Genomic DNA, 13,426 nt, shown 5'->3' with positions numbered 1-13,426 from the left:
CGCGCGAGGCAGGAGGCCCAAGGTGACGGAACGTGATCACCCGTTGGCAGAGTCGGCTGCGTGCGTCGTACTGCGCAACGACGAGGAGCAGTACGCCATCTGGCCCGCCGATCGCCGGATTCCGGCCGGATGGCGCCGGATCGGCGGACCGGCGTCCGCCGCGTGCTGCGGAAGCCTCGTCGACCGTCTGTGGACCGACATGCGGCCCGCAAGCGCCCGCGCCGGGCGTCGGCCCCCGGGTTCCGGGCCGAGCACCGTGCCCGAGCTGGTCCGGGAGCAGGCGCGGCGTGAGCCGTCCGCTCTCGCGGTGCTCTCGGACGAGGGCCGGCTCAGCTACGCCGAGCTGACCAGCCGCGCCGACCGGCTTGCCCACGAGCTGCGGGAGTCGGGCGTCGGCGCGGAGTCCGTCGTCACCGTGTGCCTGGACCGCGTGCCCGAGTTGGTCGTCACGCTGCTGGCGGTGCTGAGCTCCGGCGGCGCGTTCCTGCCCCTCGACCCGGCGACTCCGCGGCACCGGATGGCAGCGCTGGTCGGGGAGACCGGTTCACGCCTCGTCGTCTCGAGCCCCGAGCACGCCCCGATGTTCACCGGATGCGAGGCGCGGATCGTCTACCCCGGGGCCGCCGGGGAACCGGCCACGCGGACGCCGTCGGCGGGACCGCCGCCGTCGGCACACGGTCCCCGGCCGGACGACCTCGCCTACGTGATCTACACCTCGGGATCCACCGGGCCTCCCAAGGGTGTGATGATCACCCACCGGTCGCTGGCCCACTCCCTCACCGCGGCGGCCCGGGCATACGAACTGACCCCCGGCGACCGAGTGCTGCACGCCGCGGCGCTCGGCTTCGACACCTCACTGGAGCAGAACTTCGCAACGCTGATCAGCGGCGCGACGCTCGTCCTCGCGGGAACACATACGTGGGCGCCCAGCGACCTGCTGCACCGCCTCCCGGAGCACGGGATCACCGTCGCCGACCTGCCCCCCGCCTACTGGCATCGGATCGTCTCCGTCCCGGACGGCGACGAGAGCCTCGCGTCGCTGAGGCTCGTCATCATCGGCGGCGAGATCGTCACCGCGAAGGACTGCCGCGCCATTCTGCGCCGGATCCCCGGCGCGCGGCTCGTCAACGCCTACGGGCTCACCGAGACCACCATCACCTCCACGCTCTGCGACCTGAACGAGGAAGTCCTCGCCGCGCCGGACACCGCCGTCGCCCCGATCGGCAGGCCCCTGGAGGGCAATCACGTCCACGTGCTCGACGCCGCACTGCACCCGGTGCCGCCGGGCGAGCGCGGCGAGATCTACATCGGCGGACCGGGGCTGGCGCGCGGTATCTGGCGGCAACCCGCCCTGACCGCACAGCAGTTCCTGCCCGACCCGCACGGCTCGGCGCCGGGGGGTCGGATGTACCGGACCGGGGATCTGGGCCGCCGGCGCTCGGACGGCAACGTGCAGGTCCTGGGCCGGGTCGACGACCAGATGAAGATCCGCGGGTTCCGCGTCGACCCGGCCGAGGTCGAGGCCGCGCTCGTCTCCCTTCCGGAGGTCGGCCAGGCGATGGTGGTGGCCCGGACGCGCGCCAGCGGCGACCGGGAGCTCATCGCCTACTTCACGCCGGCCTCGCCGCCGGCCGACGGCGAGGCGGTAGTGCCCGCACGGCTGCGGTCGGCACTCGCCGAGATCCTGCCGGGCTACATGATCCCGGCGGCCTTCCACGGGGTGGAGCGGCTGCCCGTCACGCCCGGCGGAAAGCTCGACCGGCGGACCGTGCCGGAACCCGGGACCGCGGCGACGACGGCCGACGCCGACGACCGTCCGGTGCCGCAGGGGATGGCCCTGTTGTGGGGCCAGATCCTGGGTGTGGACCGCGTCCGTCCGCACGACGACTTCTTCGAGCTCGGCGGCAACTCGCTGCTGGCCATGGAAATGCTCGCCCGGACCCGTGTCGTCTTCGGCATCGGCATCACACAGATCCGCGACCTGACCCGTTCGCTGCTGCGGTATCCGACGCTCGCCGCGTTCGCCGAGTCCGTGCGCCAGGCACGTGCCGGCACGCTGGCCCACCCGGACGGCGGAAGCGTCGACTTCGTCGCCGAGACCGATCGGCGTGTTCCGGCAGTGGGCCGTGGCGCGCCGGCTCCGGACCCCCGTCGCCCCGGCGACGTCCTCCTCACCGGGGCGACGGGGTTCTGCGGCGCGCACATGATCGACGAGCTGCTTCGCAGGACGACGGGACGGATCCTCTGCCTGGTCAGGGCCTCCGACGACCGGCACGCCATGGAGCGGATCCGCGCGAGCCACCAGCGGTACGTCCTCAGCGATCTGCTCAGCGAGCGCGTCCAGCCGGTCGTCGGCAACCTGGGCAAGCCCGGACTGGGGCTGTCCCCGAGCCGGTTCGAGGAGCTGGGATCGGTCATCGACGCCGTCTACCACTTCGGCGGCCAGGTCAACTTCATCTACCCGTACCACGAGTTGCGCGCGGCCAACGTCGACGGAACATACGAGATCATCCGCCTCGCCGCCGGCCGGGCCGTCCCCGTCCACTTCACCTCCAGCATGGCAGTGCTCGCCGGATTCGGGCCGGCCGGCGTGCGCGAGGCGACGGAGACCACTCCGCTGCGCTTCCCCGAATATCTGTCGGTGGGATACGTGGAGACCAAATGGGTCGGCGAGGCGCTGCTGCACAAGGCGTCCGCCGCGGGCCTGCCGGTCGCCGTCTACCGCCTGATGGACATCACGGGCAGCAGCGGAACCGGCGTGATGAACACCAGCAGCGAGATGGCCGCCCTCATCAGCTTCATCGCGCGGACCGGGCTGTGCCCTGACATCCCGCTGCCGCTGGACTTCCTGCCGGCCGACCACCTGGCCCGCGCGATCGGGCACATCTCCACCCGCCATCCCGCTCGCGGCGAGGTCTACCACCTCACCAACCCCCGTCCCACGCTGCTGGATTCACTCGCCGAGCGCCTGCGCAGGCGGGGTTACCCGGTCCAGACGATCCCCTACGCCGAGTGGATCGCCACGCTGGTGAAGTACGCGGCCGGGCACCCCACCGACCCGATCACCCCGTTCGTCCCGCTCTTCGTCGACCGGTGCGCCCGCGCCGACATCACCGTGAGCGAGATGTACTTCCAGGGCGTTTTCCCGGAGTTCACCCGCGGCAACGCGGAACGTGCGCTGACGGACGCCGGGATCGACATTCCGCCGGTGGACGCGGGGATGATGGACCGCTACATCGACTTCCTCCAACAGGCCGACTTCGTCCGGCCGGTGGAGAGCCAGGCGCAGGGAGCGGCACGGTGGTGAGCCGATGCCCCAGCTGGGAGGCGCTGGACCTGCGGGAAGCGGCGCCCGACGGTCCGGTGGCCTTCTCCGCCGACATCGGTCCGGCCTGCCTCCTGGCGGCGTACCGCGCCGGGGTCTATCCGTTCCCGGCATCCAACGAGTACACCCGCACCCTCAACGAGGTGGTCTTCGCCGATCAGGTCCAGGAGGGCCGCATCCGGCTCGTGGGGGAGGAATCGGCCGACCCCTACGCCGTCTCCTGGTGGTCGCCCGACCCCAGGCCGGTGCTGCCCGTCTCGGCCCCGCACCTCAGCCGCAGTCTCGCCCGGCGGCTGCGCAACCGGCTGCCGTGGTCGACCAGCCTGGACCGGCGGTTCGAGCGGGTCGTCCGTGAATGCCGCGCCGGCCGCACCCCCCTGTGGCTCACCGAAGAGCTGATCTCAAGCTTGATCACCCTGCACGATCTGGGTCACGCCCACAGCGCCGAGGTGTGGGAGGACGGCGATCTGGTCGGTGGCGTCTTCGGCCTCCAGCTCGGATCGGTCTTCAGCATGGACTCGATGTTCTTCCACCGTCCCGGCGCCTCGAAGGTAGCGGTGACGGACCTCGCGGCGCGCTTCGCCCAGGCCGGCGGCGTGCTGCTCGACGCTCAGCGGGACAGCCCGCACGTCCGCAGCCTGGGCGGCGTTCTCGTGCCGCGAGAGCAGTACATGCGACAGCTCCGCCGCACCGCGCGCGACAGCCTCCCGATGCCCACCGCCACCTTGCCCGCCCGCCGCCTCGCTCAGCCGAGGGGATCGCATTGCCCCCCTTCGTCGCCCGATGGCCGCTGAAGCGATCCCTCGCCGTGGGAAGGGCAACAGAACCGTCAAGGAGCGCTCGGTCTCCATCCGGCCCCAAAGACGATCGAGAGACCACCTCGGATCAATCCGAAATGCCCCCTGACGCGCGAAGAGGTGCAGGTCGGGGTGGAGATGGGCAGGTTTGAGCGCCCGGTGGCCGTGGTGGCCGCCGGGTGTCCGGGTTCTGGATGTCAGGCTGCGGCCTGGATCGGGTTGAGGGTGACGGTGCAGCCGAGCTGGTTGAGTGCGGTGATCGCACGGCGGGTGGCGCGTTCGGGGTCGCGCTGGGCGAAGTAGGTGCCGCCGAGGTCGTGGTAGGGGAGGTTGTCGGTGAGCATGTGCCAGATCGCAGTGATGATCGAGTGTTCGACGGCGACCAGGGCCCTGAGCGGGCCGCGCCGGGCGGTCAGCCGCTTGCAACGGGCCTGCAGGTAGGTGTTGTTGGTTCTCACCGCTCCGAAGACGGCCAGGCCGAGGGCTCCTTTGAGATACGGGTTGCCGGGGCGGCTACGTCAGCGTGAACGTTTCCGGCCGTCAGTGGCGCGACGAGGGCTTCGTCGGCGAGGTGGCCCGGGCCCTGAGTACTCCGGGCCCGGTCCCGGGCTCGCTGCGGCTGGAGCTCACCAGTCGGTGACTCGGAGCGACCGCATTCCACCGGAGCGGAGTCCACGATCCACGCCTCGTCGCTCCACAGCGCCGTGGCGGTGGCCGGCACGCGGATGGTGCGGCGGATCAGCGAAGCCGCCGCCCGCAGGCGCTTGTTGTAGCCGGGTTGCTGGAGCAGGTAGGGGAACTGGGGGCGCAGGTGGGCATGGGTGTGCCGCAGCCGGCGGGCCTCGCTGGTGAAGCCGAGCAGGGCCTGCATCACCGCCGACGTGACCAGTTCGGCGTCAGTGAGCTTGGGCGCCATGCCCACCATCGGTCGCTACGGGGCCATGTGCGGAACCGCTGTCAGCAGGTCGTCGGTTCCCTCGTGGAGTGCGGTCGCGAGGGTGTCCAGGTTGTTCATCGCACAACGATCTTGGACACCCTTGTTCACGTCTCCACGGGCATGGGAATTGATTATCCAGGTGTGATCCGCGCGCCTTGAACTCGACGTCCATGCGACGCTGCCGCACTACGGCGGCTCCGGGGCGGTGCCGATGAAAGGGCGAACGCCGTTTCCACCAGGGCGATATGACTGGACGCCGTCGGCGCGTTGCCCAGTTGACGACCCGCGTCCGGGTCCCACTGCTCGGCGAGCAGACCGACGTCGTTGCGAATGGCAAGCACCCGTTCGAATGCCTCCCGGGCCTGCCGCGGATGCCCCGTCGCGGCGAGGCCGTGGGCGTACCACAGAGAGCACGACACGAACGCGCCCTCGGCGCCAGGCATGCCGTCCACACCGTGCACGGCACCGCCGTCGTGATCGTATCGACGCATGAATCCCGCGTGGTTCAGCTGCCACATCGCCTGCAGCGTGCCCTGCACCCGCAGGTCACCGGCGGGCAGGAAGCCGAGTCTGGGGATCAGCAGTGCCGAGGCGTCCAGGGCCGACGAGCCGTAGGACTGCACGAAGGACTTCTGCCGCGCGTCCCACCCCTTTCGGCAGACCTCCCGGTGCACCTCCTCGCGCATGGCCCGCCATTCAGCCGAGGACCCGTTTCTGCCAAGCAGTTCCCCCATGCGCACAGCGCGGTCGGCGGCCACCCAGACCATGACCTTGGAGTGGACGAACTGCCTCCGCGAACCCCGTACTTGCCACATCCCCTGGTCCGGCCGGCCCCAATGCCGCTGGAGGTGGCCCATGAGTACTTCGACGAGGTTCCAGACATGGGCCGGCATGGGGATCCCGGCCCGCAGCGACAGCCAGAGCGTGTCCATGACCTCGCCGTACACGTCGAGTTGGAACTGGCTCATCGCGGAGTTCCCGAACCGGACCGGTTGCGATCCCTCGTAGCCCGGCAGCCACGGCGCCTCTGTCTCCGTGAGGAGCCGCTGCCCTCCGACGCCGTACACGGTCTGCAGATGGGCAGGGTCGCCCGCTATCGCCCGCACCAGCCAGTCCAGCCACGCCGTGGCCTCCTCCCGGTAACCGCTGCGGAGCAGGCACGACAGGGTCAGGGTGGAGTCGCGCAGCCAGCAGTGCCGGTAATCCCAGTTGCGCTCCCCTCCGACACATCCGGGCAGAGAGGTGGTCGGCGCCGCGATGATGCCGCCCGTGGGGGCGTACGTCAGAGCCTTGAGGGTGATCAGGGAACGCACCACCGCGTCCCGCCACGGTCCCTCATAGCGGCACCGACCGCTCCAACGCCGCCAGAAGTCAGTGGTTTCCTTCAGCGCCGTCTCCGCCGGAACGAACAGCGGTGCCGGCGGCTCGTACAGATGCGACGGCGACCACACCAGGGTCATGGCGACCCTCCGGCCGACCGAGACCGTGAAGTCGAGCACGGTGGAGTCCTGTTGGCCGTCCGCCTCCACCGGTCCGTCGGCATGCAGCCAGACAGCGTCCGGGCCGGCTACCGCAACCGTGCCGGATTCGGCGGCCCGGATCCACGGTACGACGCGACCCTGGTGGAAGCGCAGTCGCAACTCGCTGCGCATGGACACGGAGCCCCACAGGCCCTCGACCATGCGGACCAAGCACGGCGACTGAGTACGCGGAGGCATGAAGTCCGTGACCCGCACCGCGCCGGTTCCGCTCTGCCACTCCGATTCCAGGACCAGCGTGTCCGCGCGGTAGGCGCGACGGGTACAGTTGCCGCAGCCGACGGGAGCCACCCGCCAGAACCCGTTGTCCTGCGTGCCCAACAGCGCGGCGAGGCAGGCCGGCGAGTCGAAACGGGGCAGGCACAGCCACTCGATGGAACCGTTCCTGCCAACCATGGCGGCGGTTTCCAGGTCGCTGACGAGGGCGTAGTCCTCGATGGGCGCGTTCATGATCGGATCCACTCGTGGTCGCCCCCTCCTCGCAGGGCCCGCTGCAGCAGCGGATCCCACCAGGAGCGGTGCGTTCGGTACCAGTCGACCGTCTCCGCGAGTCCCGTGGCCAGATCCTTGCGCGGAGCGAAGGCGAGCTCCCTGCGGATCTTCGTGAAGTCGACCGAGTAGCGACGGTCGTGGCCCTCGCGGTCCTCGACGAACCGGACCATCCCCCAGTCGGCACCGCAGGACCGCAGCAGCAGTCCGGCCAGCTCCCGATGGGAGAGCTCGTTGCCCGCGCCGATGTTGTAGACCTCGCCCGGGCGCCCGCCGGTACGCACGAGTTCGATGCCGCGTACGTGGTCGTCGATGTGGATCCAGTCGCGGATGTTCAGGCCGTTGCCGTACAGCGGCACCGCTCTGCCCTCCAGCAGACCGGTGATGAAGAACGGGATGACCTTCTCGGGGGACTGGTGGTGCCCGTAGTTGCTGGAGCACCGGGTGACGCGTACGTCGAGGCCGTGGGTGCGGTGGTAGGCCAACGCCATCAAGTCGGACGCCGCCTTGGAGGCCGAGTACGGCGAGTTGGGCCGCAACGGGTCGGTCTCCGGCCAGGAGCCCGCGCGTATGGATCCGTAGACATGGTCGGAGGAGATGTGGATGAAGGTGTGCAGCCCGCTCCGCAGGGCCGCGTCGAGCAGGATCTGCGTGCCCAGGACGTTCGTATGGATGAACCCGTCGACACCCTGGAGGGACCCGCCGGCGGGGGACTCCGCGGCGAAGTGCACCACCTGGTCGTGTGCGGCCACCAGCCTGCCGACGAGGTGCGGATCGCAGATGTCACCGCGGACGAAGGAGAAGCCGGGCGCGTGGCGGACGTCGTCCAGATTGTTCGTGTTGGCGGCGTGGGTGAGCTTGTCGAGCACGGTCACCCCGACACCGGGCGGCCCATCGGGCCCGAGCAAGGTGCGGACGTAGTGCGAGCCGATGAAACCGGCTCCGCCGGTGACCAGGATTCGGGTCTTCGTCATGACGGGATCTGCACTTTCCTGTGGCGGGCCCCATACGGCCCGGGGATCAGGCCATGACAGGGGTGCACTGCGAGCCCGGTGATGATGTGCGCCTTGATGCCAGGCAGCTCCGCCGTCGGTGTCACCTGCGGGGGCGTCGCAGGCAAACCGACGGCGGTACCGTTCGGCTGTCGCGCGCCCGGGATGAGCGTCCTGTTCCGCATCATCGATCACCGCCGAGCAAAAGTTCTTCAGAGACGTATATTTACGACGTATACGTACATCATTCGCCTGCTGGCGCTCCAGGTCAACCCGTCATGGATCGTGGGCGATGTCTTGCGGGCATTGATCGAGCCGCCACTGCCGCCCTGCCCCGGGAAGTCGCCCGGGTCACGGCTGGTGGCGGACCGGCCCTGCCCGCAAGGCATCCCGCACGAGGACACCAACCGCACCCGTCAGGCACGAACATCTCGCCGGCCGGCACCAAGGGATCCTGGTTGGCGATCAGGTCCAACCGCCCACCCGGAAGCGTGCGGACCTCACGCAGCGCGGCCGGCAGGGCACAGCCGAGCATCACCTCGGCCCGCACCCATTGCACCGCCGGCGTGTCGTCATCCTCGGCCAGTGGCTCGACCCAAGCAGCGGCGCAGCCGCGAATGACCGCCCACGCCCGCTCCCGGGGTCGGAGATTCCGCCGTCCAGAGCCTCGGCCACGCCGAACGAGCCGATCACGCCGCGAACCCGTACCGGAAGCGCCCGCCGCATCACCCACGAGGCAGCCATACAGGGCCCGCCCGAAGCTCTGGTGGATCCTCCACGGCGAGCATGAATCCGACGAACGCCGTGACCCGACCGCACTCGCCGAGATCGTGTCACGAGCTCCTGGAAGAACACCGGGGAGTAAAGCGATCGAGCCGCGCGACGGGTCGGTCCAGCCGTTTCTCACAAAGCTCCCCATGCCTGCAACGTGGGCATCGGCAAAGGCAGTTCGGTCGTCACCGCGCTCTTTGAGGCGTACGACCGCACCATTTCGAACCTTTCGCTTGAGCCAGGTCGGGCGCCGTTGCCACTACCGCCGCCCTTCCAACTGCGAGCCAGGCAGCACAATTCAGCACCTATGACCGAATTATCCCCCAGTGTGTCGGACATCACTGGAGGCGGCTCGGTATGTTCAACTCGGGTGCACGGCAAGTATTTCCGCGAGAAGTCCGCGTGCTTCGACACGGACCAGGCTCTTGCGGATCGCATTCGCCTCGCGCAGAGTCCTGGACCATTCAGCCCGCCATTGCCTTGCGCATAAGCAGGCTCAACTGCCGAGCATGGGGGGCGAAAGGTCACACCGTACATGCCAACAAAAAACAGAGCTGGAATTCCGCGACGCCGCCGCCCCTTTTCCACGCGGGCAAAGGTGGGCGCCCTCGTACTCGCCGCCGCCGCCCTCACCGGAGGCACCCTCACCCAGGCCGCACAGGCCAAAGCATCGACAACAGCCGTCGTCGTCGACTCCCTGTCCCTGTCGGCGGCACCGGACGGACAGCTCAAAGCCACCGCGCGGGTTCACGCCACGAAAACGATCAAGGTACAGGCACTGGCTGTCGCCGCGCGATCTGCCAACGGCGGAGTCTATGATTTCCCCGGAGCCACCGCGCCCACCCTCACCACTTCGCCCACCAGCTACACCTCGGGCAGTCGGACATTCCCCACAGGCACTTACACCTATTTCGTCTCATACAAGCTGCACGGTGACTGGTACCGCCTTTCCCCGGTGAATTCCTTCACCTCTGGAGCCAGCTCCACGCCCCTGCCGACAGCAACACCGACGGCCACAGCTTCCGCTTCCGGCTCCACCTCAACGCCAACCGCCTCACCCACGCCCACGCCCACGGCGTCTTCGGCAACCGCCAACGCACCACTGGGTATCCCAGGGACGTGGCGCAACGTATTCAGCGACGAATTCAGCGGCACGGCCCTTGATGGCTCCAAGTGGAACCCGAACTGGCTCGGATGTTCCGGCTGCACCACCCCGCCCGTCAACTCCGCCGAAGAGTCCGCCTATGCCCCGTCACAGGTAAGCGTCAGCGGCGGATACCTCCATCTGAAGGCCATCCAGCAGCCGACAACGGTCAACGGCAAGACGTATCCCTACGTCTCCGGCCTGGTGGAGAGCAACGGGAAGGCCCAGTTCACCTACGGCGCTTTCGAATCCCGTATCTACACTCCCGCGTCCGGCACACAGATCGCCAACTGGCCGGCCTTCTGGACGGACGGGCAGAATTGGCCGACCGACGGCGAGATGGATGTCATGGAGGGTCTCGGTGGCTCAGCCTGCTACCACTTCCACTCCTCCTCCGGCGGTCCGGGCGGCTGCGCCTCCGGCTCCTACACCGGATGGCATACCTACGGCGCCGAGTGGAAGCAGGGCTCGGTCACGTTCTACTACGACGGCAAGCAGGTCGGACAGATCACGTCCGGGATCACGTCCGCTCCGATGTATCTGATCCTCAACAACGCCATCAGCTCCATCCATGGCGGACCCACTCAGGTCCCCGCCGACATGATGGTCGACTACGTGAGGGTCTGGCAGCACTGACCCGACTGGTGCACCCTCAGGCGCCGGCCGCTTCTCCCCCGGCCGGCGCCGCTCGAGGTCCGGTGATCCAGGTTCCCGGGCAGCGGAAGGCGGTACAGCCCCTGTCCCATCCAGACGATGTCTCGGGTACACGCACTCGCGCCCCCACGGATGCCGTCATCCAGTCAAGCACTCACGCTGAGCACGACATGAGTATCCACCAGGGCTTCACCGACCGGACGTGCAGGACTCCTCGATCCCGCACGTTGATCTACGCGTCAGTCGACGGACAAACCTTGCTCGGCATCGTGAGCACGCAGTACTCCGGTAGTGCGGTTGCACCGCCGTAACCCCACGTCATTGACCGATCCGGGCACGTGTCGACCTCGCCAGCCGACGCGTCACCGAGCCCATGAAGCGGATCGCTTCGATCACCGACGGCAGCGGATCATCCCGGCAGAGCCAGGCCCGTTCCGTAGCCCTCTCATGCAGGAGATCAGGTGGCAGCCGACGCTCCGTACGCAGCCATACCGCCACCGATGGAAGATCCAGTTGGCCGGCGACGAAGATCCGCCCCTCGGCCTGAGGACCATCGGGTACTTCTCGGCCGGTCAGATCCAGATGCATCGCGCGCACGACGTCGACTCCGTGAATGTTTTCGAAGAGGCGGAACTGGGCGCCGATACGCGGGTTGAAATCCACCAGTTTGTACCGGCCGTCCCGGCGGTCGTATCGCCAGTCCAGGTCCGCCACTCCGCTGTAGCCGATACTGCGGCACAGATGGCCTGCCAACTCAGCCAGCTCCGGGTTGCGCAGCGCCACGGCTCGAGTGGTCACCCCTGCGTACGGCGGCCAGGAACGCAGCTTCAGGCCGGTGAACACGACCCGCACCACGCCACCTGGACCGCAGTAGAGGTGGGTGATCCAGTCCTCCGCCTGCCGCCTCGGGATGTACTCCTGCATGAGGACAGGCGGCATCGAGCCCTGGAAGCGGCCGAGCAGCTCGCGTTCGTCGCGCACCACCGTCGTGCCGCAGACGGCAGGCGTGCGCAGACGACTGAACGGCTCCAGATTCTTGAGCACCAAGGGGTAGCCGAGTTCACGCCCCGCGTCGATCAGCTCATCGTGGTCCGCCGGAGCTCGCGACCGAGGCGAAGGCACACCGGTCTCGGCGCAGATGCGGTGCATGGTCGCCTTACCCGCCAGGAGTCGCGGCAGGCCGGGCGGCACGGGCGGGAGCAGGAACCACTCCTTCAGCCGGTCGGCGTACTCGGCCAGCAGGACCGCGACCTCATCATCGGTCGATACCGGCACACACCGCCTACCGATCGCCCGGCCGATTGCAAGCAACACGTCCGTGAGCCGATCAGGTTCCTCCCACCCGGTCGTCGGCCAGACGAAGCTGCGTGTCACATGATGTGACAGCGCGACAGGGGTGAAGCGGTCCTCGACGATCGCATGGACCGGCACACCCAGTCTCCCTACCGTTCGTACCACGCCCAGGCCGCCGTGATGCTGTGGATAGTGGCCGACTTTGGCGAGGAGCACGGGCACCTCGTCGTCGAGCAACGAGACCACCCACCCTCTCTTTCGGAAGGAGTCAGTGCGGGTGCGGCTCTAGCATGGAGAAGAAGACAGATCGTACATATCCTATTATCTCAGGTACTGCGGAGCGCGCCTGCGCATACTCGAAGAGGTCTGGCATGAACCCTCCGGCCAGGATGCCCCGACTCCTCGGTTTGTTGCCCCTGTACTTTCCCCGAGCGTTGGGCGGTATGGACGACCGCCTAAGGGCCCACCGGCTGGTGCGCGGGATGGGTCGGTGCGACATCACCGTGACCCGACGCCCGTCCCGGCTCCAGGCGGACCTCCTGGTGTTCGAGCTGCGGCAAGGCTCGTGGAACGTCGTCGTCAAGCACCCGAGAAGCGGGTGGGGGGCGACCACCGTCGCCCGGGAGCGGAAAGCCCTGCAACGACTCGGCGCAGATGAGCGGCTCGGCCCCTGGCGCCCTGTGCTGCCCCGGGCAGTCGGATCAGGGCCGGGACTCTCTGGAACGCTCCTGCAGAACAAGCTCCCGGGTGTCCAGGCCGAGCATCTGATACGGAACAACCCACGGAACCCGGATCGCGCCGCTGCGCCCGCACTACGCCTGCTGGCGGACCTGCGGGGGGCGACCGGTCGTCGCCGTCCAGCAGCCGAACAGGCCGGACCCTGGTGCGAATCACAGCTGACGATCCTCCGTGCGGGTATCCCTCGTTACGGCGCAGGCCGGGGCGCGGCAGCACTCGAGGCGCTGCGCCATCGACTGGACGCGGCACTGGCCGACGCCGTGCTGATCGAGGGCTGGACCCACGGCGACTACCACCCCGGAAATGTGCTGCTCGACGGTGAACCTCTTCGGGTCACAGGAGTCTTCGACTGGGGCAACGCCCACGTGGACGGTCCATGTGAGATAGATGCCTACACTTTCGTCCTGGCCCTGCGCAGTACGCTCACTGGCCGCTCGCTCGGTGACCTGGTCGCCGACACACTGCGCACCGGCCATCCGTCCGATGCCGACGGCGCTCTTCTCGCACTCGCCGGAGTGGATCCCGACCAGGACACCGGCAACCCGCTGGCACTCACCTTGCTGACCTGGCTGTGGCATGTGGCGGGCAACCTGCGCAAGTCGCCACGATTCGGGCACAATCACTGGTGGCTCGCTGACACACTCGTACCCGTCCTGCGGGAGTCGTGCCGATGGGCCGGCGCCGCGTCATGACGGACCAGCTGCCCTTTCACACCCGTGCCATCGCCCGGTTTCTGCTGCCCTGGCGC

8 protein-coding genes and 1 pseudogene are annotated in these 13,426 nt (G+C 68.6%); 4 read left to right on the top strand and 5 right to left on the bottom strand.

Annotated elements, in window-relative coordinates; translation table 11 throughout:
- Nucleotides 1–22 precede the first annotated feature (22 nt).
- Together OG289_RS42915 and OG289_RS42910 are read left to right on the top strand one after the other, a co-directional pair.
- On the top strand, nt 23–3,307 hold the full coding sequence (locus OG289_RS42915) for an amino acid adenylation domain-containing protein (protein ID WP_327319411.1): 3,285 nt from the start codon (nt 23–25) through the stop codon (nt 3,305–3,307).
- A complete protein-coding gene (locus tag OG289_RS42910; protein ID WP_327319410.1) occupies nt 3,304–4,119 on the top strand; it encodes a leucyl/phenylalanyl-tRNA--protein transferase in 816 nt (271 codons plus the stop codon). Before OG289_RS42915 ends, OG289_RS42910 begins: the two co-directional genes overlap by 4 nt.
- Nucleotides 4,120–4,319: 200 nt before the next feature.
- On the opposite strand, the gene OG289_RS42905 is transcribed toward OG289_RS42910, so the two are convergent.
- The 4 genes and pseudogenes from OG289_RS42905 to rfbB all read right to left on the bottom strand — a co-directional run bounded on the left by OG289_RS42905 (nt 4,320) and on the right by rfbB (nt 8,060).
- Nucleotides 4,320–4,580 (bottom strand): hypothetical protein, encoded by a 261-nt coding sequence (locus tag OG289_RS42905; RefSeq protein ID WP_327319409.1) that lies wholly within the window; start codon nt 4,578–4,580, stop codon nt 4,320–4,322.
- A gap of 185 nt (nt 4,581–4,765) precedes the next feature.
- Nucleotides 4,766–5,137: pseudogene (locus OG289_RS42900) on the bottom strand (IS982 family transposase); the annotation flags it as partial.
- Nucleotides 5,138–5,190: 53 nt separating this feature from the next.
- On the bottom strand, nt 5,191–7,047 hold the full coding sequence (locus OG289_RS42895) for a glycoside hydrolase family 15 protein (RefSeq protein ID WP_327319408.1): 1,857 nt from the start codon (nt 7,045–7,047) through the stop codon (nt 5,191–5,193).
- Nucleotides 7,044–8,060 carry a dTDP-glucose 4,6-dehydratase gene (rfbB, locus tag OG289_RS42890; protein WP_327319407.1) on the bottom strand — a complete coding sequence of 339 codons (1,017 nt, stop codon included), beginning with the start codon at nt 8,058–8,060 and terminating at the stop codon, nt 7,044–7,046. Before rfbB ends, OG289_RS42895 begins: the two co-directional genes overlap by 4 nt.
- 1,387 nt (nt 8,061–9,447) lie before the next feature.
- On the opposite strand from rfbB, the gene OG289_RS42885 reads away from it, so the two are divergent.
- Complete coding sequence (locus tag OG289_RS42885) at nt 9,448–10,629, top strand: glycoside hydrolase family 16 protein (RefSeq protein ID WP_327319406.1); 1,182 nt, start codon at nt 9,448–9,450, stop codon at nt 10,627–10,629.
- A gap of 336 nt (nt 10,630–10,965) precedes the next feature.
- Here the strand turns inward: OG289_RS42885 and OG289_RS42880 are convergent, their stop codons facing one another.
- Entirely contained in the window at nt 10,966–12,186 is a 1,221-nt protein-coding gene (locus OG289_RS42880) for a carboxylate--amine ligase (RefSeq protein ID WP_327319405.1), read from the bottom strand.
- 197 nt (nt 12,187–12,383) lie between these two features.
- On the opposite strand from OG289_RS42880, the gene OG289_RS42875 reads away from it, so the two are divergent.
- Nucleotides 12,384–13,370, top strand: a complete 987-nt coding sequence (locus tag OG289_RS42875; protein ID WP_327319404.1) for an aminoglycoside phosphotransferase family protein — start codon at nt 12,384–12,386, stop codon at nt 13,368–13,370.
- Nucleotides 13,371–13,426 lie beyond the last annotated feature (56 nt).

Origin of the sequence: Streptomyces sp. NBC_01235 (assembly GCF_035989285.1) — a bacterium.
Lineage (GTDB): Bacteria > Actinomycetota > Actinomycetes > Streptomycetales > Streptomycetaceae > Streptomyces.
This window is presented reverse-complemented; position numbering and strand designations above follow the sequence as displayed.